Source organism: Aurantivibrio plasticivorans (assembly GCF_055392955.1).
The window spans coordinates 3,658,696-3,682,355 of the sequence record NZ_AP036020.1; the positions used below are offsets into that span (position 1 = coordinate 3,658,696).

Annotated in this window: 28 protein-coding genes; 7 read left to right on the forward strand and 21 right to left on the reverse strand. The window is 45.4% G+C overall.

Going from position 1 to position 23,660, the window contains the following annotated elements:
• Nucleotides 1-299: 299 nt before the first annotated feature.
• The gene (locus tag ACZ5NB_RS16290) at nt 300-1,166 is read left to right on the forward strand and encodes an SIR2 family protein (RefSeq protein ID WP_460233333.1); all 867 of its coding nucleotides are present in this window, start codon (nt 300-302) and stop codon (nt 1,164-1,166) included.
• 419 nt (nt 1,167-1,585) lie between these two features.
• On the opposite strand, the gene ACZ5NB_RS16295 is transcribed toward ACZ5NB_RS16290, so the two are convergent.
• The 11 genes from ACZ5NB_RS16295 to ACZ5NB_RS16345 all read right to left on the reverse strand — a co-directional run bounded on the left by ACZ5NB_RS16295 (nt 1,586) and on the right by ACZ5NB_RS16345 (nt 9,028).
• Nucleotides 1,586-1,840: a hypothetical protein gene (locus tag ACZ5NB_RS16295; RefSeq protein ID WP_460233334.1), complete on the reverse strand. Its 255-nt coding sequence runs from the start codon at nt 1,838-1,840 to the stop codon at nt 1,586-1,588.
• 18 nt (nt 1,841-1,858) lie between these two features.
• Entirely contained in the window at nt 1,859-2,236 is a 378-nt protein-coding gene (locus ACZ5NB_RS16300) for a hypothetical protein (protein ID WP_460233335.1), read from the reverse strand.
• Nucleotides 2,237-2,462: 226 nt separating this feature from the next.
• Nucleotides 2,463-2,771: a rhodanese-like domain-containing protein gene (locus tag ACZ5NB_RS16305; protein WP_460233336.1), complete on the reverse strand. Its 309-nt coding sequence runs from the start codon at nt 2,769-2,771 to the stop codon at nt 2,463-2,465.
• A 19-nt stretch (nt 2,772-2,790) separates the two neighbouring features.
• On the reverse strand, nt 2,791-3,291 hold the full coding sequence (locus tag ACZ5NB_RS16310) for a hypothetical protein (protein ID WP_460233337.1): 501 nt from the start codon (nt 3,289-3,291) through the stop codon (nt 2,791-2,793).
• A gap of 2 nt (nt 3,292-3,293) precedes the next feature.
• On the reverse strand, nt 3,294-3,950 hold the full coding sequence (locus ACZ5NB_RS16315) for a glutathione S-transferase family protein (protein WP_460233339.1): 657 nt from the start codon (nt 3,948-3,950) through the stop codon (nt 3,294-3,296).
• 36 nt (nt 3,951-3,986) lie between these two features.
• The gene (locus ACZ5NB_RS16320; protein WP_460233341.1) at nt 3,987-4,406 is read right to left on the reverse strand and encodes a hypothetical protein; all 420 of its coding nucleotides are present in this window, start codon (nt 4,404-4,406) and stop codon (nt 3,987-3,989) included.
• 2 nt (nt 4,407-4,408) lie between these two features.
• On the reverse strand, nt 4,409-4,744 hold the full coding sequence (locus ACZ5NB_RS16325) for a NifB/NifX family molybdenum-iron cluster-binding protein (RefSeq protein ID WP_460233342.1): 336 nt from the start codon (nt 4,742-4,744) through the stop codon (nt 4,409-4,411).
• A complete protein-coding gene (locus tag ACZ5NB_RS16330; protein ID WP_460233343.1) occupies nt 4,741-6,453 on the reverse strand; it encodes an AAA family ATPase in 1,713 nt (570 codons plus the stop codon). Before ACZ5NB_RS16330 ends, ACZ5NB_RS16325 begins: the two co-directional genes overlap by 4 nt.
• Entirely contained in the window at nt 6,450-8,159 is a 1,710-nt protein-coding gene (locus tag ACZ5NB_RS16335; RefSeq protein ID WP_460233344.1) for a nitroreductase family protein, read from the reverse strand. Before ACZ5NB_RS16335 ends, ACZ5NB_RS16330 begins: the two co-directional genes overlap by 4 nt.
• 30 nt (nt 8,160-8,189) lie before the next feature.
• Nucleotides 8,190-8,450, reverse strand: coding sequence for a nitrogen fixation protein NifZ (locus ACZ5NB_RS16340; RefSeq protein ID WP_460233345.1), 261 nt, complete (start codon nt 8,448-8,450; stop codon nt 8,190-8,192).
• Between the two features lie 20 nt (nt 8,451-8,470).
• Nucleotides 8,471-9,028, reverse strand: coding sequence for a hypothetical protein (locus tag ACZ5NB_RS16345; RefSeq protein WP_460233346.1), 558 nt, complete (start codon nt 9,026-9,028; stop codon nt 8,471-8,473).
• Between the two features lie 395 nt (nt 9,029-9,423).
• Here ACZ5NB_RS16345 and ACZ5NB_RS16350 point away from each other — a divergent pair, with 395 nt between their 5' ends.
• Nucleotides 9,424-9,825: a hypothetical protein gene (locus ACZ5NB_RS16350; protein WP_460233347.1), complete on the forward strand. Its 402-nt coding sequence runs from the start codon at nt 9,424-9,426 to the stop codon at nt 9,823-9,825.
• Between the two features lie 47 nt (nt 9,826-9,872).
• Nucleotides 9,873-10,295, forward strand: coding sequence for a DUF2750 domain-containing protein (locus tag ACZ5NB_RS16355; RefSeq protein WP_460233349.1), 423 nt, complete (start codon nt 9,873-9,875; stop codon nt 10,293-10,295).
• A 66-nt stretch (nt 10,296-10,361) separates the two neighbouring features.
• Here the strand turns inward: ACZ5NB_RS16355 and ACZ5NB_RS16360 are convergent, their stop codons facing one another.
• From ACZ5NB_RS16360 to nifL, 10 genes are all read right to left on the reverse strand, one after another.
• Nucleotides 10,362-11,099, reverse strand: a complete 738-nt coding sequence (locus ACZ5NB_RS16360) for a dinitrogenase iron-molybdenum cofactor biosynthesis protein (protein WP_460233350.1) — start codon at nt 11,097-11,099, stop codon at nt 10,362-10,364.
• A gap of 67 nt (nt 11,100-11,166) precedes the next feature.
• Nucleotides 11,167-11,436: a BolA family protein gene (locus ACZ5NB_RS16365; RefSeq protein ID WP_460233351.1), complete on the reverse strand. Its 270-nt coding sequence runs from the start codon at nt 11,434-11,436 to the stop codon at nt 11,167-11,169.
• A gap of 41 nt (nt 11,437-11,477) precedes the next feature.
• Nucleotides 11,478-11,804 (reverse strand): Grx4 family monothiol glutaredoxin, encoded by a 327-nt coding sequence (gene grxD, locus ACZ5NB_RS16370; RefSeq protein WP_460233353.1) that lies wholly within the window; start codon nt 11,802-11,804, stop codon nt 11,478-11,480.
• 22 nt (nt 11,805-11,826) lie between these two features.
• Entirely contained in the window at nt 11,827-12,621 is a 795-nt protein-coding gene (locus ACZ5NB_RS16375) for an ankyrin repeat domain-containing protein (RefSeq protein WP_460233354.1), read from the reverse strand.
• A gap of 48 nt (nt 12,622-12,669) precedes the next feature.
• A complete protein-coding gene (locus tag ACZ5NB_RS16380; protein WP_460233355.1) occupies nt 12,670-13,302 on the reverse strand; it encodes a nitrogen fixation protein NifQ in 633 nt (210 codons plus the stop codon).
• A gap of 6 nt (nt 13,303-13,308) precedes the next feature.
• Nucleotides 13,309-13,749 carry an ArsC/Spx/MgsR family protein gene (locus ACZ5NB_RS16385; protein ID WP_460233356.1) on the reverse strand — a complete coding sequence of 147 codons (441 nt, stop codon included), beginning with the start codon at nt 13,747-13,749 and terminating at the stop codon, nt 13,309-13,311.
• A gap of 13 nt (nt 13,750-13,762) precedes the next feature.
• Complete coding sequence (locus ACZ5NB_RS16390; RefSeq protein WP_460233358.1) at nt 13,763-14,041, reverse strand: 4Fe-4S binding protein; 279 nt, start codon at nt 14,039-14,041, stop codon at nt 13,763-13,765.
• Nucleotides 14,042-14,136: 95 nt separating this feature from the next.
• Nucleotides 14,137-15,657, reverse strand: a complete 1,521-nt coding sequence (nifB, locus tag ACZ5NB_RS16395; protein ID WP_460233359.1) for a nitrogenase cofactor biosynthesis protein NifB — start codon at nt 15,655-15,657, stop codon at nt 14,137-14,139.
• A gap of 436 nt (nt 15,658-16,093) precedes the next feature.
• Nucleotides 16,094-17,671: a nif-specific transcriptional activator NifA gene (gene nifA, locus ACZ5NB_RS16400; RefSeq protein WP_460233360.1), complete on the reverse strand. Its 1,578-nt coding sequence runs from the start codon at nt 17,669-17,671 to the stop codon at nt 16,094-16,096.
• Nucleotides 17,672-17,691: 20 nt separating this feature from the next.
• Nucleotides 17,692-19,284 carry a nitrogen fixation negative regulator NifL gene (gene nifL, locus ACZ5NB_RS16405; protein ID WP_460233361.1) on the reverse strand — a complete coding sequence of 531 codons (1,593 nt, stop codon included), beginning with the start codon at nt 19,282-19,284 and terminating at the stop codon, nt 17,692-17,694.
• Nucleotides 19,285-19,891: 607 nt separating this feature from the next.
• Here nifL and rsxA point away from each other — a divergent pair.
• The 4 genes from rsxA to ACZ5NB_RS16425 are packed head-to-tail and all read left to right on the forward strand — an operon-like array spanning nt 19,892 to nt 23,658.
• Nucleotides 19,892-20,464, forward strand: a complete 573-nt coding sequence (gene rsxA, locus ACZ5NB_RS16410; RefSeq protein ID WP_460233362.1) for an electron transport complex subunit RsxA — start codon at nt 19,892-19,894, stop codon at nt 20,462-20,464.
• 30 nt (nt 20,465-20,494) lie between these two features.
• Nucleotides 20,495-21,025: an RnfABCDGE type electron transport complex subunit B gene (locus ACZ5NB_RS16415; protein WP_460233363.1), complete on the forward strand. Its 531-nt coding sequence runs from the start codon at nt 20,495-20,497 to the stop codon at nt 21,023-21,025.
• 3 nt (nt 21,026-21,028) lie between these two features.
• A complete protein-coding gene (gene rsxC / locus ACZ5NB_RS16420; protein ID WP_460233364.1) occupies nt 21,029-22,546 on the forward strand; it encodes an electron transport complex subunit RsxC in 1,518 nt (505 codons plus the stop codon).
• Nucleotides 22,543-23,658: an RnfABCDGE type electron transport complex subunit D gene (locus tag ACZ5NB_RS16425; RefSeq protein ID WP_460233365.1), complete on the forward strand. Its 1,116-nt coding sequence runs from the start codon at nt 22,543-22,545 to the stop codon at nt 23,656-23,658. Before rsxC ends, ACZ5NB_RS16425 begins: the two co-directional genes overlap by 4 nt.
• Nucleotides 23,659-23,660 lie beyond the last annotated feature (2 nt).

A 23,660-nucleotide genomic window follows, 5' to 3' on the forward strand; every position in this document is an offset into this window, starting at 1 on the left:
GAGTATTTCCCTATGGTGTTCTACCCGACAAAAGGAGGGAAGTGTCGCAATAACAACAAGAGTTTTGAGGGATTTTTGTAGCGAACAACAACAGCATTTTTGCTCGCTTAATGTTGTCGAAAACCATACAAAATAGAGTCGCGCGAAGGTGTTTCTTTATGAATGTGATATTTACTTCAAAAAGTTTTACGGGAAATCAATGACTTACTGGTGGCGCACTTTTTGAAAGCTTTAAACACTTTAATGACGTCGCAAAACCATTTACTGGCGATAACAATTAACGGCACGAGGCGCCCACTATGAGTGAATCAACATTCGATACTATTGTTTCAGGTTTAAAATCAGGAAAGATTGTTCCCTACATCGGTCCAGGCGCGCTTGCAGGCGTAACCAACAGAGCCGACGGCACACCCATTCCCGCGGATAGCGAAAGCCTTATCCTTGCGATGAACAACGGTACGCCCATGGCGCCAAAACTGATGTACGAATTCCCACGTGCTGCTATGAATTTAGAATTGAAGAAAGGCCGCAAGTTTGTAGAGCGTTTTCTAACAACGACTTATGGCGAAAAACAGTATACCGCCTCTAAACTGCATGACTGGTTAGCAAGCCTTGGCCTGCCCTACATCATCGACATTAACCGCGACACACAATTTCAAGATTACTATCAAGACCGCGCCCATAATTTAGTACTTGGTGTTGCACGCATCTCAGGTACCGATTACCGTTTTCGAATCTTCCAATTCACCGATGGCCAATATGAAGAGATTGATGTCGAAAACGCAGACCCAGGCTTACCTATTTTATTTAAGCCCATGGGTTCACCTCGACCAGAGCCAACATTTATTGCCTCTGACGCGGACTATGTCGACTACATTACCGAATTGATGGGCGGTTTTTCTATCCCGTACTTCATGAAAGACTACCGCAAAGAAAGGCAGTACCTCTTTCTGGGCATTAACATGACCCGTGACACCGAACGCATGGTATTGAGCGACATCATCTACGCCGCCGACAAACCCACCGGTTGGGCACTCATCCCCAACCCCACCGAAAAAGAACTCCGCTTTTGTAAGAAAAAAGGCATCGAAGTCATCGACGCGGATTGGGACAGCCTAATCAGCGGTTCGCTAGACGAAAAAGTCTCTGCATCAGCTGCGGGTTAATGGTTTTTTGCGGATATAGAATTTAGCGCTGAATCCGTAATCTACAACTAGGGCCTGGTTTCAAAAACGTATAAACCCATCCATGGGAATTCTCATGTACGAAAGTCCAAAACATCCATGTTTTGAAGCGTTTTGAAACCAGGCCCTAGCCGCAGATTACTCGCAATGTAAGAATCATAGACTTGTGTGTACGAATTATTGGCAAAGCCAATAAGAGCCTACAGGAAAATACAAAGGAAAGAAGATTCAAGATTTTGCCACTGGGCAAGGCCAGAGCTATTTTTTAAGCGGAGCGGCAGAAAATTGCTCCTGCATTTTCTGCACTTCCGCCGTCCGTGGCGGTCGTACACGTAGTACGTGAGCATTGAAAAATGGCGATAACGCCGCCCAGTGGTAAAAGCTTGGATCTGACGCAAGAACTAGTCGGATTCACCCCACAGATACTCATCTATCTCGCGCATCAAAAAATGATTATTCTTCACATCCTTCGCAATCTGCAACGCCTCATCCTCACTATAGCCATGCAAATTAAAACTTAATTCGCCAGCGGGCTCGCCGTCATACATGAGCTTTAAACTCAGTAGCCATCCATCATCAGACATGGCAGTTAAATTGATCGCGGCTTTCAGTCGATTTTCCAACGCAGTAATTAGGCTGACGGGTTCTATTGCCACACTTAATACCACCTGCCATTAACAAATATCAAAATGCGATGCGAGCATGCTGGATAGCTGTGCCACACTCAAACCTTCGAAGGTATTGTAGATACTGGTTTCACCACCCACGTCCGGAAACTCTAAATGTGCGCCATAGCAGTTTTGCTCTTGCCCATAGTTGTACAGATAGGCTCTTAGCCCCTCGCACTCGGGATGCTCAATGTAAATCGCTTGTCGATTGACGGTTTCGTTAATATTAATTTTAAACGACGCTTCGCCAAGGTGGTCGACTAACACCAAGAGTAAACTCTTGATTCCCATGTGTTTATCGAGCGCCCATATATTCGGCATGTCCTCATAAGGGCTCGCACTGACAGGACGTTGTTGTGTGTGCTTACGCTTAAAACCTAGCATAATTCCTCCACCTTCGGAGTCTATTGGATACGGCAACTTCTCTAGGAACATTTCAATTAGTCCGTTGCAATAGACAAAATGCAATAGCCACGCCAAACGCGTTGTCCGCTATCTGCTTGATTTTATTAGTAAGATACATTTTTGTAGTTGGCTTTTACGATACAAACCGGTGAGCCCATCAACTCAGTGTTGGTTTTGCGACAACAAAAAGTTAGAGGCTATGTTGTTACTGTGCGTTGAACTTTCGCCAGGCATCAAAACCACCTGCAAGGCTGTAGACATTATTAAAACCAAAATTGGCAAAGAGCTCGGCGAGATGTTCACTCGAATGACCGTGATAACAGTAGATAACAATATGCTTATTCTTGTCAGCATTCTTTAGCAAAGACTCCACTAACGCATCGTGGGCATGCAGTGCGTCTTCCATGTGCTCAATCTTATAGTCTGGTGTTGTTCGGCAATCTAATAGCACGCAGCTATTATCCGTTAGGGTTGATTGCAAATGTTCGACTTCCAGAGTTTTAAAAGCGGGCATGGTTTAGTCCTCTCGTTTGCTATTCATCTTCAACTATGCGCATTGCCATCTCATAGACCACACTGCCACCAACTTGGTCGAGGGGGTCGAGTTCTTGTAACTTGGTCAACACTTCTATGGCCAACTCAATATTGCCCTTGCGAAGGTTTACGAAACCGGCTGCTTTTAAGCTGTACAAGTATAATCTCGTTGCACCTGTAGCATGTTGCCAGTCGGCCGTGTCCGCTTTAAGGGTTCGCCAATCATTTTCAAAGCCGACTATTTTCGCTGCAGTCTCCAATACGCTGTTTATAAAGCTCAATGACTCTTCAAAGCGATTGCTATAAGCGTAAAGTTTGTAGAGCGCCACTTGAAGTTCTAACTCCTCGGGCAGCTCGGCCTGGGCTTTTAATAATAAGGTTTCTGCTCGTTGCCAGTCATCGGCAATATTGAGCGATTCACGCATCAATTGCTTAATCGCCAAGGGTACCACTGCATCTTGGCTAACGGGTATGTCTGTTAGTAAATCTCGCAACTGCATGTTTATACCGCCACGCTCTCGTGCCGCGAAATCACCGAATGATAACCTTCTTCCATTAACACTTGCCGGACGGTAGGGCGTTTAAGCATTTTGTGATAATGGCTTTGGCACAACAGTGGTAATTGAATATCAACCTGCTCAGCCCAAAATTCGATATAGAACAACGCGGCGTCAGCAATATTAAACTTCCACTGATGCCAATTATTCTCACGCATTGTTTTCTCGATCCAATCGAAGTCTTTGGTGACCATTTCCACGCCTTGCTCACGCACTTTCTCAGCTTCAACTTTATCGGCGGTATACTTGTCTGTGGTAAAAATGCGGGTGAAACCTTCCCCGTGAACCTTTCGGGTAGCAAAATCCAGCATCTCCATTATCGCTACTCGCTGCTCTTCATTATCACCAAGTAAACTACTACGTGGATATTCTTTCGCTATCCACAAGGCAATTGCAACAAAGTCTGTTAGTGCATTGCCATCCGTAGTCACGAGACTGGGAATTGTTCCTCTGGGGTTTATGGCTAAGTACTCTGGCTTGTATTGGTCACCCTTTATGAGATTAATCAGGTAGGCCTCAAAGGTGACCTCAACCTCCTCCAACAAGATATGGATGCCAGTGCTACAGGAGCCTGGTGTAAAATAGAACTTTAAATTTGCCATCTATTCAATAACCTTAGCTGGACGTGTCTTACTAGCTTAGTTGCCAGAAAGTGCGGTGCTATAAACACCATTTTCACGAATCATTTTTTTAAACGCTTTCATTACTGGGCGGGATATCATTGTTTCAGCCAACAAGCGTTTTTCATAAATATTAATACGCAGCTGCTCATGCTGCTCTGCTTCCCAGCTACCCGCCATGACAGCACAAGCCTCTTCAATCAGCGCATGCATGTCTTCGTCGAATAACTTACCTGGGATGTCTTTCGTTACCTCGTATAACAGTCCGATTACCCACTTATCCTCTTCCGTCATCTTGCATTTGCCGTCGAGGATTTTTAATTTAATCGTTGTCACACAATCCACATCGAGCGGTTCAAATACTTGCTCTGAAAACCATTGCCTTACTGCCTGCAATGGCAAATCGGCAGAAACTAGTGGTTGTTGCACACTCGACATGTCTATTCCGATGTCACTGTTTGACTAAACTCTGCCAACGAATCTTCTACACCTAAATAGGCAAAATCATCTACCGATTGCACACCAATTGCTTCTAGCTTAGCTATGGGCCCATCGCCAATTTTTGCACTGAACACGGCACTACAGTCGCTAATCGTTTGCAGTATTTTTTGCATCGCTGTTTGGCTGCCATGTTGGCCGTGGCAATAGTTATCAACTTCGCGGCGCTCTAACAGTACGGGTGCAGCTTCGCCAAGCTCATACACCCAAAACTCTTTCGCATGACCAAAATGGAGGTTAATGGAGATACCATCTTTACTGGCTACAGCCACTTTCATTGTATGCTCCTAGTGCTATCTCTGTTCATACCTCTAAATATGCTGCAACGTTCAAACACTTCGAGAGTTGGCTTAACTTGTTTATGGTGGCAGTATTTGGCTACCAATTTTGCTAAACCTTTAATATCTCGCCCTGTCGCTTCGGGAAATAATTCTGCCAATATGCCAAGGAGAGTATCGTCAATGGCTAGTTGAAATTGCTCGGTCATGACTTGCCAAATTCGCCGACGGTCTTCCAGGTCCGGTGCGTGGTAGCTAATCATGGCGATACACCGAGAAATAATCGCTTCGTCTATATCGCCCACACGATTAGTGGTTAAAAACAATAAACCGTTGAAGTATTCAAGTACGCGCAAGAAAACACCCACTACAGCATTTGCAGAAATATTGTCGTCTCGTCGCTTGATATAGACATCGGCTTCATCGATTAACATCACCGCACCCCAGCGCTGTGCACGCGTGAGTGTGTCTTTTAAGCATTGCTCCATTTCCGCAACGTTTAGGCCGAGCTGGCCCGAATGGACGCGATACAGTGGTCGTTTAATAATTTCCGAATACACTTCCGCCGTCAGTGTTTTACCAACACCTGCTGGTCCGGCGCACAACACTGTAGTTCCCCCAGATTTACCTTCAACGATATCGTCCATCAACATATCCATTTCTGCAGTCAAAATATCGATGAGATCCGTTTGTTCCGGCGGAAGAATTAATTTGTCTTTTAATTCAGGTTGGTATTCGTAAGGTGCGATGTCGTCCACGTGTACCCACAAATGATGATGGAGGTCTAAGTGGAAGAATAAAATATAGGCGTGAACAGGTAATTCCGTAAACGAGCCAGGTTTTAAACGCTCCTGAAGTTTTTCAGCTTCGCGTTCGACTTTATCGTCATAGTTCATGCTTTTACCTGCTTTGCGCAGGTACTTACTTAATATATTGCCGGTAGCATCGATTGTCAGCGCGCGCTCTTTAATCACATCTTCATCATTAACCAAACGCGCTGAACCACCACTACTGGACAGTACGACAACGCTTTTTCGTGTCCAATCGCTACTTCGGTGCGACGCGCTTGGATCCTCGGTGTATATCCCGGTGCCGCGACCGGAAAACTGGCGGCCGTAATCAGATCGCCAGGCAAAATACTTTTCGACTGATTGCTGGTAGTTGTCGACTAATGCTTGTGTTTCTTTGAAATAGCCCCTTTCTGCGAACATTTCTGCAATGGTTTTTCCAACCATATCGCGCTCGCGAATAATCAGCGGTATCGACACGATCTTTGCCATTGAGTTGGCTTTTAATTCCAACACAATGCGCCCCGCTTCTTCTTCGCCAGGCGGCGTATAGTCGATACGCGTGACCAAGTAGGCTATGGGTTTCCCATTAGGGTTTGCTTGGAATAACCAGCCATTAATGGCGTTATCAATAAGAAACTCTGCGATACCCGCTACTAGTTTTTCTAGTTCACCTTCTCCATAGGTAACCCCTGGATCGTTCAATGCTTGCTTTAATGTGTCCAGCTGAGCTGCTTTGCCACGCATAGTCGGCCCGGCTTGCTCATAAAGGTTTTGTAAGTAGCCTAGTTCTTGAACGGATAACTGGCTGGTGGTTAGCTCTGCTCGGTTACCAAACTTTAGTTGATCGGAGACCACGGTCATATCCGGGAATTCGCTTAACAAAGCTTCGGCGAATGGGCGTTCAATTTGTAACTTCATTGATCAGCACCTCGTTGCTTTTTCAGCTCTGAATAGGGTGAATAGCTCGCTAGTCGATGATCAATAATGGGATTGCCCACAGTAAAGTGATACACACTTTGTAATCGCTCGGTTTGTATACCCAACAGATCATGGACACCATCATCGAAAAAGCACCCAATACCTGTGCCGCGCATGCCGACTGACTCAGCTTCTAAGTAAAGAGTTTGGCCGATCATTCCAGCCTCAGACAAAATGGCGCGATATCGCCAGGGCTTTGCCTCAACATCAGCAAAATCCCCCAGCATACCCAGGCTAAATGCGCCATCTCCCGCAATGGGTTGTTGGCAACTTAATTTAGATGCCGTGCGCTCGGCTTTTGCAGCAATTAGTTGATAAAGCGGAAAATCTCTTTGGCCAGAATTTGGACCATCGTCTAATGTTTTCCACAAAAATTGATCACGCAATTCCGATCGCATCATTGCCTCTCCGGATTCGCTGCGCGGAAAAGCGTATAAGCCCGGCGCGAAACCTTCGACGCGATGTATAAATAAAACGCAATGTACTAACACATCACCGGTTAAGCCACTCCAGGGTAAAAAATCTTTGCGCGGTAGTGTTTGATCGAGAATTCGATAAAAGTCATCTTTTGCCAACACAGATTGTCCGTCAAAAGCTTGAGCAGAGCGGCGTGAACGAATAATACGAGCTGCAGACTCTTCACAACGTGACGCCAAAGCAGCCGAATACACGTTTAGCGTTTGCGTCTCTTCAATCTCTATGCCTTCGGGCTTTTCACAGAGCGCAAAGGTTTCATCGATAATGGGCCATTTGTAGAATGGATGTTTATCCAACAAGTTGGGCTTACCGTACCATTTTCCTGCCGATACATCGGCCAACAGTGTTTCAACGTTGTCCTTTTCAGCTCCCTCAAAGCTGTCTAAATTGCTCGTATTTAAACGCAACAATACTTCAGGGTATTCCTTTTCGACTTCGGCGAAATCGTCAGCGCGATCAACACCAAGTAATTGTGCTAATTGAGCATCAGGTGTAGCGGGTAGTGCTTCGACACTGCCACCTTGCAGACCTGCCGCATAATTTAATGCGGCAACCGCGTGACCGATATCCAATTGGCAATAGCGATAGGCCCTTTCGCCGTACTTCCAGGCTTCGCGCCAAGCGATCGAACTTAAACCGAGATATACAACAGGTGAATTTTCCGCAGGCGTTGCCTCATCATGCTCTTCACAACGAAAGTCACAACGCAACTCAAGCGCATGCAATTCAACACAATAATGATATAAACCATCGGCTACACCGGGCACACCAAGCAATATCAAATAGGCTTCGGTGGGATGTAGATTGCCGCTGGATGGATTACAGCGCAGTGACCAACGTGCCGTGCCAAATTGTTTCCACGCCGACAGCGCTAAGGACGTTTCGAGCCAGCCCGCAATCCACTTCAGATTAACCTTTTCGGCAGCCACTTTTTGTGCCGCACTGTCGGTCAACTGCGCATAGGAAACCGACAACTGATCAGCAACGAATGGCAGCTCTACCAGCGGCGCACCATCATATCGCCGAAACGGATTTGGCTGATTATCCCAATCGATTGTTTCTGGTCCTTTGGCGTAACCAGAAAAATGATGTTTTGTACGCTGATGATAATCGCGGGCATCAGAAACGCCCGAAGACGTTTCAGTGGCAGAAAGTAACGGCTTATTCATTGCAAAAACAATGTCTTGAAATGGGTAACGTCACGATACGGGCGATGCGCTTATTTCATCAGCTAGGCATGTAACGGGCGGGCCCGCTTGACCATGCTCATCGCGAAAGCTCACCAAATACAATTCCGTTTGTGGCTCTTCTTCAACATAACCGGTATTAATCAACATACCCATAGTGCCTGGTGTTGCGAATACAACATCGTCATCAACACCCGGAACAGAGCCGTCATTCACAATTGTGGTGGTGGCAAATACCGCATCACCTTTTTGAACACTACGCAGATGATTCATAGTGGATCCCCGCTAAAAAATTAAACCGCACCCCAAGCTTCGCGTTTTTCTTCCGTGACATCTGCAAGTAGCTGGTCGAGTGATTTAACCGTGCCTTTAGCCTTGTAGCTTTTCAATTCAGCGTACACAGTGGCTATTTTGTCTGCTGGCTTTTGGCCTTTAAAGTCACTCTTTTCTAAAGCTAGTTCATCAATTGCCTCGTTCCAGGGTACACCTTGTACAAGAGGAATAATGATTGCCTTGGCGGAACCAATTTCATAAATTGCATTTTCTTTGGCGTTGACCACGAATAGTAAAATCGCAATGTCATCAGCGAAATCCGCTTGATAACGATCTAGGAGAGTAGGAATATCCTCGACTTGATCAAGGCTAGCAATCAGCATGTGTATTTTATCGTCAGCGAGAACAACCGCCCCTTTGATGGTTACTTCCGGTGGGTTTGGATGACCTTTATCATCTAATCCGCCATCGATAATAACCAAATCCCCACGGTATCCCTGCATCGAACCATCTGACGTTGGCTCGATGAAATTGGTGTTAAAAAATAGATGATTCGCTTGGTAGGTTTCTAAAATCACAACGGTCTCTCCAGTTCTAGATCGCAATAACTGCTGTTGATGACACAGGGTCGATGTTTAGCTAATAGACTTAACTAGTAGAGAGTATGGCAAGTTGCGTGCCGATCACGACAATTTTAGATTCGTCGTATAAACAACAACTTACAAGGGGCACCACAATTTTTTGATGCGACATTTTGTTAAATAGCTGACAAAGCGATTGCTCGATCATGAAATCACTTTGTCTGAAATACGACAGTGAAGCACGTTGAAGCCTAATAAATCAGGGGTTGTTTTTGGTTCAGTTTTTGCACTTAGGCATATATAGCGCGAACATATACCTTAATGACATTCGGGTAGTGTGTTTGAGAAAGGACTGTCTTAGGAGAGAACATTTTTTTAGAGAGGAAAGTGTAATGCCACTACAAATTAACCTGACATCTGCAAGCAGCGAAGCGCTCGATAGTCCAATGTCCAGTGCGATTACCAACCTAGCGGCTAAAATTAAATTACATTCTATACATGGTTTAGTACCAAGCGCCCCTAATCTTGATATTACTTTCATGATCCCAGGTAAATTAGACAAGCCTAATTTTACGGGCATGAGTATGGGTGGGTTTGAATCGACCGAAAACACGTTGTTTTTCCAAAAGCCCGTACCAGAAGATTTGATCAACTCGCCTAAAGCAAACGATTTTGTTCGTTTGGTGTTGGAAGATGTAGTTGACAATGCGGCCGAATTTTTTGGCGAGCATGACTACGCCTTCCATCGCAGCGAATGGAGTCAGTTCGTCAATAGTCTCAGCCGTGTTAATTAGACGTAGCACGATCAATCTAATTAGCCTCAAATATTAAGAAGGTTTATATGCGATATTCGCCTTACGAAAACGAGTACAAAACCGCAGCCATGATGTCTGAGGCAGCAAAACTCGAGTATTTTTTAACGCGTGTGTTTGAAGCGGAAGAGATATGGGGGCTAGATGATGGCTGTGAATGGGTCACCATAGATCACGGCGACGACAACATCATGCCTATTTGGCCCTACGAAAAGTTTGCACAAGATTTTTCCGATGCACATAACGCAGAAAAAGCAAATACACAGCTGGGTATCACTGCCGAGTCGTTGGAAGACTTCCTCTACAATACACTGAGCGAGCTGATTGATTGCGATATTACTCTGTCAATTATGCCAGATGCACAATCGCCAGGCTGCTTAATTTCACCACACCGCTTGTATGAAATTCTAGAAGGCATGATAGATGCCGGAGAATATAAGCTGGATAGCTAACTTTAAAAAACCTAATCAAATCTCAATTAGGTTTTACTCGATGGTCTTTGGTCTTTCTCAAGGACACTAAGCAATATTGTTTGCTTGCATCTCTTCTCCACCACGATAGCGGATTCGTGCCTGCTCATCAGCCCCGAGAATTTTAGCCAACCAAGGCGGCGGGGTGCCTGCCATAACCGATTGAAGTTTTGTTAACACCTCACCAGCCTGACCACCTTCAATTTGTTTGATAGGGTAAACGCCTGCGCGAATGACTTTGGCCGCTGCCGGGCCACCAACCGATACGACATACAGCACCTGGCAGTCTTTAATCAGATCCGCGCGGAATGCATTACGATCATCCGAAAAGTCAGCTTCCAGCGCTGATCGAATATCAACAAGGCGATAGGCTTCTGTATTCACTTCATAGACTAAGTAACGAATGCAAGAACCAAAGTGCCCATTTAACGTGTCGCCACCATTGGAAGCAATCGCTACGCGTATTGAATTCGGTAGTGGAATAGGGTCATTTGAGATTGCGGGTAGATCTTCTTCATCATTTTCACCCCACAGTATTCTGACGGCTTCTTTCAATGCGGGTAAACCGATACCGATGTCTTCGCCGTCTTCTTCACCATCAACACTGGCAAAGCCCGTTTTAAGGTCTGTTACCGTCACATTTTTCAATGCTTCTTCGGTCAATTCGCCTTCTATACGACGATGTAATATTTCGAGTAATTGGCCAACACCAATATCCGGTAATATGCGCGCGGCTAACGCAATCTTTAATGCCACATCACGAGTTAAATTCGGGCTGTCAGACATACATTGGCCTTATCTATGCAACTAAGCTATTTGAAGACTTACGTTAACCTAGTTATGCAAATCAGGGTTAAAGAGAAATTTGCGTTAGCGAAGACTGATTAAAAGCCTGCCATTCAGATTGTGTGTACGCTTTAATGGTCAGCGCATGCAACTCTCCAGTTGCCAAACAATCAGAAAATCCCGCTAGCACTAACTGTTGCCTTTTAAGTAAATTCAATCCTTCGAAGCTTGGGCTTACGATAACGGCTGTAAAATTGCAGTCAGCACCTTCGACCTTAATTTCTTCTGCATCGGGTGTTACTTTGCGAATGCGTTCGACAACTTCAGCTTCTTCCATTATTCAACCCCTATTACACAAATATGTAATTAAAATATCAACTACGATGCTTCTTTCTCTACGGCTGCATCCAACATAGGCTGCAATGAGCCATCATCCACCATGGCACAGATAATATCGCTGCCGCCAACTAATTCGCCTTTGATAAACAACTGAGGGAATGTTGGCCACCCTGAAATTTTAGGAAGACGCTCACGAATAAATGGAGCTTGAAGTACGTTGATGTAAGCAAGAGGCGCGCCGGTTTTTTTCAATGCCGCAACTGCCGCGCCTGAAAACCCGCACTCTGGTGCATCTGGCGAGCCCTTCATATAAATAAGAACGGGGTTGCTAGCCAATTGCTGCTGAATCATTTCTTCTGTGCTCATAATGTTTTCCTCACAGTGGATATCACGCAGATACGGGATAGATCACACCTTCTTGAATATTGGTAACGAAATTTTTAATCATACGCAATGTTGGCAAATCTCCAGCAACATCTAAGGGTGAGAACCCATCGAGCGTGGTCAAGCTAGGGTTTGCGCCGCAGTTAATCAACATATTGATCATTTCGTGGTTACCTTTAGATGCAGCGTAGATTAACGCTGTTGCACCGTTGTCATTTTGGTTATCCACGTCTATGTCAGCCATGATGAACAATTTAACTAATTCGCAATCGTCAAACATACAAGCCATCCATAGCGCATTGTTACCATCTGCATTTTTTAGGTCCACAGATGCACCGGCATCAATTAATTGATTACACACCCAATATAGCCCCTTACGTGCGGCCACCATCAATGCCGTTTCATTGTTGCTTAATCGAGAGTCTAGGTTTTCGGGATTAAATCCTTCGTTAGTGAGCCAGTTGGTAAGTTCAGGCGATAGTTTTTTCATAGGAGGGTTAAGCGCTTGGAACCAAGCTTCGTATCCACCTTCTAGGCTGTAGCAGCAAGAAAAGCCAAAGTCACTGAAAAGTTGAGCCATATCACGACTAGAGTGACCGTGATAGCAGTAGATAATTATCGGCAACGACTTGTTGGTATGCTTTAATAGCATCCGTAAATTGCTGTCATCTAAATGTAGTGCGGTAGGATAATGCCCCATGGAATAGGAGCGAATATCACGCATGTCTAACACAATAACATTTTGCTCCGCGATCATACGCTCGGCAGTTTCAATATTCAGTACTTGCCATTTACTCATTGGACTTCTCCTCGCTCGCGGATATCGCCGTTACTAGATTGATGTCAATTAATCTTCAGGCCCAAAGCATTCGTCATAGGTCGAACACTCTTCGCAAGTTGGCGCGCGGCAAACATACCCGCCTTCCTGCTCACATAACTGCTTGTAAAAAAATCGCTTCCAGCGCATATCTTTTACATTTTTACTGACAAGCGTGGGGAACATCAGCGTTAGCAATTCACGCAGTTCTGCGCGTGTCGCCAAACCTAGGTCCTTCCAAAGGTGTTCTCCACCTAAACAGCCTGCTGCAACAATTTTTGCAAAGTAATGCTCCCATTCACTATTACTTGCCCGGTGCTCAGTTAACAGGCCCACCAAATCTGCGATTTCTGCAGCTCTCAATTCCATTAGTTCTTCACGAATCTCGCCATTACGCCAAATCGGTAGGCTTCTATCAGCTGTCAATGTAAGAAAAGCACCTACATCAATAGAATGGCTAAAATGCTTCAACAGTAATTTGTTGAACGTTGCCTCGGATAACCCTAGATAATTAGGTAAACAACCATGGCCTCGTCTCTGTCCAAGCAGTAACTGGTAGAAAAAATCCGCGCAGCGTTGTTCATTCTTTGCTTGATTTGCCGCTAGATCTAGATGCTCTAGCGAACTATCCTCATTTATGGACATAGCTGCTAATGATTTCATCGATGCCTACTCCACCGCACACGCAGCTTGTGCATGATTGTTGGAACAGCTCTCCAGGTCTCGGTCAGTACCAGCTCTCGGGCGACTATCGGTTAACGTGATGCTCATACTCTCGCGCAACCGATATTCATCAAAGCCCGCGATTTTTCTGCCATTAAAACTGATCAGCGGGCGACGAATTAATATCGGGGCATCGCATAAAGCCGCTAGTGCTTCATCGGCAGTCATAATATCTGGGTTAACCCGGCCACTTTTTACTTTCGGAGCGGCTCGGTTAAACCATTCACCCACACTTAAACCTTGCATATACGACTGTAATTCTTCTACTGTCCACGAATGGGTCAGCAGATTTTCAACTTTTAATGAGTAGCCTGCCTTTCTTAGCAAACTTTTTTGTTTGCTATTGGTAATACAACCCGGTTTCTCGTAAAAAATTATGGTCTCCAATGCAATCCCCTTTTTATCGAGATTGTATCTCAGCCATTGCCTCGTCCATCATTTCTGGTGGAATGCCGGTCAACGACCCCAATACATTCAGGGGTGCCCCACTCGCATCGAGAATAGCTTCTTCAATTGGGCAAATACTCGCGCACTGAGGGTGAGCATAATCGTCTTCGCACTCAGTACATTTTTTGGGGTTAATTTTAAAATGGGGAGAGCTTTGATAAATTGCATTGCTTGGGCAGACGTCATAACAAGCCCAGCAATTAACACACGATTCAACAATGGATAATGCCATGTTCTTCTCCCAATTCTGTCGTTAAATGCTATTAAAAAGGCAGCCAAGGATGCTAGTAGCCGCCTACAAGCTCCCAGGCTGCAACAAGGTCATCTCTACGCTTCCTGCACTTGCGCCACGGGTGCCTCACCCTCGAGTTTTCCAGCAGCGATCATTTCTTTATACACCGCTAACACAGCTTCCTCGATTGGCTCCATCGCATGCTCACCATTTGGTACAATACCGGCGTCTTCTAGGAGAGACCAAGGCTCGTAACCGATTTTCGAACATAGCACTGCTTCACAACCTTTAAGTGCTCGGATACTGCCATCGAGGGCTGATTCTTTTTCGCCGCAGGTATCACCACCAATGCAATACTGGTCTACTTTTCGGTGGCTAATAAAACGTACGCCAGTGGGGGAGGCTTCATAGATTAGGAATTCAGTCGCATGACCAAAATGTTGATTTATTAAGCCACCACCACTGGTAGCTACAGCAACCAATACAGGACGATAATTCGGGTTAATAATATCCTCCGGAGCGGGTACGGATACGGCCGCAAGACGCGCCTTTTTATCACGTTTTTCATCCAGCTCTTCAAGAATCCCATCGTGAACGACTTTACGTGTCTTCATTGCTGCATCGTAGTCAATATTCATCTCTGCGATTTTATCGAGTGTAAATTCTTCACCTCGGTCTTCACCGAGTAACCCTACTGCATCAGCACGACACTGACGGCAATGCCGCATCATATTCATGTCACCAGCACAGTCGTCCTGCAAATCCTGCAATTCTTCAGCTGAAGGCCCGCGTTGTCCCATGATGCCGTAAAAGGTTCCATGTTCCGCTTCAGCAATCAATGGCATAACGTTATGAAGGAATGCGCCTTTCTGTTTTACTATGCGGCTGACTTCTTTTAGGTGCTCATCATTGACGCCGGGAATCATAACGGAATTCACTTTGACTAAAATTCCACGCTCAACTAGCATTTCTAGGCCTTTTTGCTGTTGATCAATCAGAATTTTCGCCGCTCGTTTTCCGCGAATACGTTTGTTATTCCAGTAGATCCATGGATATATTTTTTCCCCAACTTCTGGGTCGACGCAGTTGATCGTTATAGTGACGTGATCAATGTTATGTTTCGCCAACTCGTCCACAGCATCTGGGAGAGCCAAACCGTTGGTTGATACGCACAATTTGATGTCTGGCGCCTCATCCGAGAGACGTCGAAAAGTTTCAAAGGTACGCTCCGGATTTGCTAGTGGATCGCCTGGACCGGCTATTCCTAACACCGTCATTTGAGGAATTGTTGCCGCAACAGCTTTAGTTTTCATTACGGCTTCTTCCGGTGTCAAAAGTTCAGACACAACACCCGGCCGAGATTCGTTCGAGCAATCGTATTTTCGGTTACAGTAGTGACATTGAATATTACACGCAGGTGCCACGGCGACGTGCATACGTGCAAAATAGTGGTGGGCGTCTTCAGAATAACACGGGTGATTTTGTACTTTCTCTCTAATTTCGTCGGAAAGATGTGACATCTGATCATCAGTGCTGCCACACGATCCTGTAGAACATCCACCACCTTCGGCTGGTACTGCAGTCGCTTCTTCTTGTCCTAGAACGGTAAGCTCCATAACGAGAACTCCTATTCGCTCCCTATTAGGGATTGGTTGGGTAACATGAAGAACACTTAATTTTATAGTGGTGTAAGTCGCTCGCTATTCGCACCACCATGCGTCTTCATACAACGTTCATTTAGCTTTCACCTATTGTGGTTGCAATGCCTATGCCCATTCTGTAACTCGTTGTTTTATCTAACTTTTAGCAATGGTTATTGATCGTTTTGTGGGGTTTAATACACGCCAATTTTTTGCAATTGTTCTTTAGTCGACACTTCGTAAGCATTACCTCTTTACTCTCTTTGCTTGCCGAGTTGATGAATTTTGAGCAAGCACGTGCCCTACGCGACCTCTCCTTGTACCAAAGAAGGTGCGCAATATTAAGAAACTGCATGAGTCTAGAATTGAGTTGATATGTCTCGTTAAGTATCAACGAGGTATAAAAATTACGTCATAGCTTCCGTACGTTAATTTTCATAGTTTGAATTCGATAAGCAATTTGTCTTGGTGTCATCCCGAGCAGGCGAGCAGCTTTTGCTTGAACCCAACCCGCTTGCTCTAAAGCGGCTATGAGTCGTTCTCTCTCGTCTAGATCTGGATCATCAATATCCGCCGCCGGAATTGGCTTTTGTACCGGCTGCACACTCACATGATGAGTACCTTTTAAGCTGATGACGTCTGCGTCGATCACTCCTTCCTCGCTCATGATAGCTGCACGCTCAAGACAATTTTCTAGTTCGCGTACATTACCCGGCCAATCATAACTCATCAATTCTCGATTAGCGTTGTCGGTTATACGCAACGGTCGCCCTTGCGCCTTTGATATTTTGTCAACTAAGAATGTTGATAATTCGGGTATATCAACAATACGTTCGCGAAGAGGTGGCAACCGAATTGCCATTACATTCAACCGATAATATAAATCTTCTCGGAATTTGCCTTTCTCTACCTCTTCTTCGAGGTTTCTATTAGTCGCGGCCACAATTCGTACATTTACTTTGATGGTTTGGCCTCCACCAATACGTTCTATTTCGCCTTCTTGCAAAACTCGCAGCAGTTTAGCCTGGAACATAGGCGATATTTCTCCAATTTCATCCAGAAATAATGTGCCTCCGTCGGCCTGTTCAAACCGCCCTTTGCGTTGTTTTACTGCATTAGTAAATGCACCTTTTTCGTGACCAAATAATTCAGATTCTAAAAGCGTTTCGGGTAATGAGGCACAATTAAGCTTGACGAATCGCTTGTGTGCGCGCGGGGAATTGTAATGAATAGCACTGGCTATTAGCTCTTTACCGGTGCCTGATTCGCCGAGAACCAAAACCGTACTATCCCACTTGGCAACACGTCGAACTTGGTCAAATATGCGACGCATGCTATCGGTATTTCCGACAACCATGTTTTCAAAACCGTAACGTCCACGCACCTCGCGACGCAACTCATCACGTTCATTGGCGAGTGTTTGACCTTTTTCAACGTTAACGAGTAAACGGGTTGTTTGAGACAGTAAATCAGATACAGCTTTTAAGAACGCAGTACGCTCGGGGAGGTAGTCATCTGCCGGTACATCAGGTTGCGCTGCGAGCACTCCGATAGCAGAACCGTCATTGTCGCGAATTGGCACACCAATAAATGGCAATTCCATTTCATACAGAGATAGCTTGTCTAGGAAACGTGGCTCTGCTGACACTCGGCCGAGTACGATCGATTGATTGTGTTGAAGAATCCTACCGACCACTCCCTCACCCGATTGATAGCGTATGGAGTTTGAAGCCTTGATGACAGATTCAGAATCACAATAGATTGCACCCACTTGTAAAATACTGTGTTCTGGGTCTGTGAGCGTCACTATGCCATGGAGCAATCCAACTTCATTATGAATAATTCCTAGTATTTGCTTTAAGGTTTCTTCAATGTCGGTCACGCGTGACAATATCTGCGCGATGTGGCACAACGCATTAAACTGCCGATCGATGAGCTCACCGCGACTATTGACACTAAATCCAGTACTAACAAATCGTGACGAATCCATGATCAAACCTAAATGCTCGTTCAGATGGCAGAAGTAGGCAGTTGAATGACAACCTTACAACCGGCTTTGTATTTGGAATCTATGTACACAGTGCCTGAATGATCACTCACCGTTTCCTGAATCATCGGCAATCCCATTCCACGAAAGCCATCGTGTGTCTTTTTGGTACTAAAGAACGGTTCAAATACCTTCAGCAACAAATCCTCTGGAATTCCCGGACCTGTATCCGTTATTTCAATGGTTAGTTGACTAGCATCGGCTTTAGTAACAATATCGATCTCTCGTTCTGCACTATGACTTTCTGATAGTGCGTCGATTGCATTGGTCAAGACCTGTCGGAACATACTTCGTAATCTGCGTTCTTGACCAATAACACAAGGAAGATGAATAGATGGCTGCCAGTCGATTGTAACCCCCGCTCGCAACAACGAATCAGTTGACAAAGACAGCACTTCTCTAATGATTTGATTGATATTAACCGGCTTTTTACTTTCATCAATCGGTGGAGGTAAAGACCCGATAAGGTTTTCAAGCGCTGATCGCCCGGCGTCCAGAGCCTCCTCAGCCGCAGATAGAACCAAGTCATCTTTATCCCCATTCGCCGCACGTCGCTGTAGCGTACTAACTGCTGCCGAGATTAAATTAACGGGGCCCTCTAATTGGTGAATGGCGCCGTTAACTGTTTCTCTCATACCATGAACGAGGTCCTCCTCCGCCATTAATGCTTTCAGAATGTTTAGTTGCATTAATTCCTGATTGCGTCGCAAATCTGTAATGTCATTAATCATCAACAACAGGTAGTGGGAGCTTTCTTGCTCAAAAAACACGTCGGCGCTTTCGCTATTAATATCGATGGTTGTACCGAAACAAGACAATCGCTTAGGATGTCCATCGCCTCGGTCAATCGTAATTTCCTTGCGATCGAATGCTAAACGGTCAGACTTCAATTTGCTTACCGCACCTTCAAGTTGCTTATCAAGCAACCCCACAAAGTCCACGGTTGAGCCCTTCTGAATGTATTCTCTAGAAAGACTATCAAAACTCGGATTCGACAATACCAGTCTGCCATCAAGCCCTAACAGAGCCATCGCCGCTGGCACAGAATTGACTACTGACTCAATCATCAGCTTTTGGTTTAAGACTCTTTGCTGAAGCTCATGAACATCAGTACCGTCTCGATGCATACCCAAGTAGAAGACGGTCGCTCCTTGATCATTTATAACCGGCGCAACCGTTAGCTCGGCAAGATACAGCGATTCATCCTTTCGTCTGTTAACTAGCATACCCGACCAGGGTTTTTGTTGCGCCAACCTCCCCCAAAGCGCTTGATAAACGATGCGAGGCGTAGTGTGATTGGACAGGATGGACTCGTTTTTCCCAATGACTTCGCTTTCTAAGTATCCTGTGACTTGAGTAAATTGGCGGTTCACATAGATGATATTCGCTTTCAAATCTGTGATAGATATAGCGACAGGGCAATGTTCAACGGCTTGAAAAAAAACTTCTTCTGAAAGGCTTTTTGCATGCAATGGACTACCTTCTGCGCCGAGAGCAGACGAATTTATGGCGACGGAGAGAGACGACGCCCCGGCTGTTGGTTTTGTTTTACTCATTGAATTCCTCACTAACTAATCGGCTAAGGTAGTGACTAGATCGCGTACCGCTTACTAGACATTACTATCACGCTCAATGCAAAGGAGCTGATTGATTGCCCCTTTTGGTCTCTCCCAAAACACCAGAGCAAAACTCTAGGTTTTTGCCTTTTTTTAGTTCTAAACTTTTCTTAAAACATCAAGGCTTTATTCCAGACAATTTATGTAAACTATTGATAACGTTTACACTGACAAGCATGTTGTTAGATGTTTGATTACGAAATTGCAAGATGTATGCCTAGCGACAAAACCAACGTCAAACCACCAAAATGCTACAAAGACCAATGACTTAGTTGTCATCATTACGACAATGCGTTCGAATACACCACGTATTTTTTGTCGCAAACACTACAATTCATCATTATTATTGCGCACTTTTTGGGCGTAGCTATCTATTCTTAGATCATTTCCAATCTCTCGCGTTTAAAAACTCCGTGGCACGGTTAATGCAAATTACTCCATTAGATGGTTGGCGTAGGGAAATTTGTTGCAGACGGAACAAAGTCTATTGCCAATATATTCCCGTGAAACACTATTAAATTTTGTATCTATGGTCGCGAGATGAGTCATGGAGTATCTAACGCTACTTGGCAGCACTGTTTTAGTTAACAATATTGTCCTCGCTAAATTTCTAGGGCTTTGTCCGTTAATGGGCGTCTCTAATAAATTGAGTTCTGCAATCGGAATGAGTCTAGCCACAGCGTTCGTCTTAACCCTATCTGCTTTTTGTGGATGGTTCATTGAAAATATTATATTGGTTCCACTGAACATCGAATTTCTGCGCATTCTTTCATTTATTTTGGTGATCGCTGCAATTGTGCAGTTTACCGAGTTACTCGTTCGCAAATTCAGTCCACTGCTACATCGATCTTTAGGCATTTTTCTTCCTCTTATTACTACTAACTGTGCCGTTCTAGGCGTGGCTTTGCTGAACGTTCGTGAATCTTATAGTTTGCTAGAAAGTTTGGTGTACGGATTTGGCTCTGCTTTAGGCTTTTGTTTAGTAATGATTATTTTTGCGGGTTTACGCGAGCGATTAGCGCTCGCTGATGTCCCGGAAACTTTTGAAGGCACGCCTGTAGGTTTAGTAACAGCAGGTGTCTTGTCTCTCGTGTTTATGGGCTTTAGTGGCATGCTTTAACGCTGCGCGCTACGAACAATGTGAGGAATTATGATGTTCACATCTACCATTGTTTTATCTTTACTTGGAGTTGGTCTCGGCGGTTTGTTAGGCCTAGCTGCAAAGGTTTTTTCTGTTGGTGAAGAAAACCCCCTGGTTGAAGACATTGAAGGAATGTTACCAGGGAGCAACTGCGGTCAATGTGGCTTCCCCGGTTGTAAGCCAGCGGCCGAAGCGATTGTTGATGGTAGTGCAGACCTAACCTGTTGCCCTCCCGGTGGTAAAGCGTTGGTTAGTAGCCTGGCAGAACACCTTGGAATGGACCCAAGCACAATCGGCGAACCGGCAGCCCCAAGCCTTGCTTATATCAAGGAATCCTTGTGCACTGGTTGTACCCGATGTTTCAAGGTTTGCCCAACCGATGCCATTGTTGGCGCCAACAAACAAATTCATTCTGTTATTGGCAGTGCCTGCACAGGCTGTGGAAAATGCAAAGACGCTTGCCCTGAAGACTGTATTTCCCTTGAGCCTGAAACTGTCGATCTCGATTCGTGGCATTGGCCAAAACCACAATGGGCTTAAGTAATGTTTAGATTTTCTCCCATTAAAGGTGGTATCCACCCTGACTCGCACAAAGATCACACGGCGAACCGTGACATCTTAACGAGCATGCCTATACCTGAGCGTTTGTACTTGCCGCTTTTTCAGCAGGCAGGTGCAAGTGCATTACCGGTAGTTGGCATAGGTGACCCCGTGTTAAAGGGACAACAAATCGCGGTTACCGGTGGTGGTTTATCGGCGCACATTCACGCGCCGACGTCAGGAAAACTAATTGCCATAGAAGATATCGTTGCACCTCACCCATCTGGTTTGCCGGCCCCCGCCATGGTACTTGAGAGCGATGGTGATGATTTACCTTTGGAACAACCTTCGATCTGTAACCCTTTCACGCGTGACCCAGAAGAATTAGCCACCGAAGTGGAGCAAGCAGGTATCGTTGGTTTAGGCGGTGCAATTTTTCCATCTGCTGTAAAACTTCGCCAAGGGCGCCGTTTTGAAATCAAGACATTGATTATCAATGGCGGTGAGTGCGAGCCTTACTTAACGACCGATGATCGATTAATGCAAGAGCGCGCAGAGCAAATTGTCGAAGGTGCTCGTTTAATTCAACACATTATTGAAGCTTACGCAGTTATCATTGCCGTTGAAGACAATAAGCCCAATGCCATAGCTGCTCTGAAAAAAGCCGCAGCACCCCACGGTAAATTGCGCGTTGCTGTTGTACCGAGCATGTACCCTATGGGATCAGCCAAGCAGCTCATTCAAGCAGTTACCGGTGAAGAAGTACCAGCGGGAATGCGCAGCAACGACGTGGGCATTCTTGTTCACAACGTTGCGACGGCCTATGCCATTCAGCAAGCTCTATGTTTTAAGCGCCCCCTAACTTCGCGCGTCGTTACAGTCGGCGGTAGCTGCATTGCCAGCCCTCACAATGTTGAGGCACTTTTCGGCACACCCATTTCACACTTAATCGAGTATTGCGGTGGTTTAAAACGTGAACCCGCACGTTTGATTATGGGCGGGCCAATGATGGGGCAAACATTACCTTCCATAAACACACCGGTCATGAAGGGCACGTCGGCGATTCTGGCATTGTCGCCTGAAGAAGTTAACGAAAAATCTCCAGATCCCTGCATACGTTGTAGCCGCTGCGTTTCTGCTTGCCCCATGGGTTTAGTACCTCTAGAAATGGCAAAGCACGTAAAAGCTGATAGTTTTGATGGCGCACAAACTTACGGACTTCGCGATTGCATTCTTTGCGGTTCTTGCTCCTATGTCTGCCCGTCGCATATACCCTTGGTCAATTACTTTGAGTACGCTAAAGGCGAATTGAAAAACCAAAGAACGGCTGCACAAAAGCTTGCCTACACACAACAGCTAACCAAAGCGCGAGAAGAGCGCATCGAAAAAGAAGCGGCCGCTAAGAAAGCGGCGAAGAGCAAAAAGCGTCGTAGCCGTGATCGCTCCGCTTCCAAAAGTACTCCTAGCAGCACTCCAAGTGAAACTTCAAGCTCCGAGCCAACAGCGGAAAATGATTCATGAAAACTACCGCTGACTTATTAATGGCCGCAGCCCCACATGCGCACGACAAGTCATCTGTCGATCGCATTATGCTGCATGTTTGTCTTGCACTATCTCCAGTTACCGCATGGGGATTTTATTTGTTTGGCTGGCCCGCGATTATTCTATGGACCATTACCTGCTTAAGTGCGGTCGCTTCAGAAGCTTTTTGTCTTTGGCTACGTGGTTACAAGATTAATCGTGTAAGTGATGCTTCTGCCCTATTGACTGGATGGCTACTCGCATTAAGTTTGCCACCTTGGGCGCCATGGTGGATTGGTGTTGGAGGCAGTGCTTTAGCGATTATCGTGGGTAAACACTTATATGGTGGCATCGGGCAAAATATATTTAACCCTGCCATGCTTGCGCGGGTTGCTCTCCTAGTCTCTTTCCCTGTGCAAATGACCACATGGATCTATGTCGAACCAATAAGCCATATTCCAGCACCTGATCTTGTCACATCGCTCAGCATTATTTTTAGTGATGGTGGAGAATATCTATCTTCCACCAATCAATTAACTGACGGCGTTACAGGTGCAACAATTCTGGGTGAACTCAAAACCGCCTATACGGCACATACTGTCGCCGAAGTGAGCTCAACACACTTTCAATGGTGGCCCGCACTAACCGGCATAACTAAGGGTAGTATGGGTGAAACATCAGAAATTCTTATTTTAATTGGTGCTGCGTGGTTATTGTTGCTGCGCATTATTAGTTGGCATATACCCGTAAGCATAATCGCTACTATAGCGATGATATCCCTGCTTTTCCACGTCGGAGATCCAGATCGTTACGCGAGCCCTATTTTGCATTTGACTAGTGGTGGTTTGCTATTTACCGCGTTTTTTATCGCCACTGATTATGTTACTTCACCATCGTCACCATTCGGGAAAATTCTATTCGGTTGCGGTACAGCACTGGTGATGTTCGCTATTAGAAGTTGGGGAGGATTCCCTGAAGGCGCAGGCTTCGCGGTATTGTTTATGAATGCGTTAACGCCGTTGATTGACCGCTATTGTAAACCGCGCGCCTATGGTCGTGACTTCAAAGGCAAGGCCAGGAAATTGTTGAAAAATGCGCGAAAGGTTATCTAAGC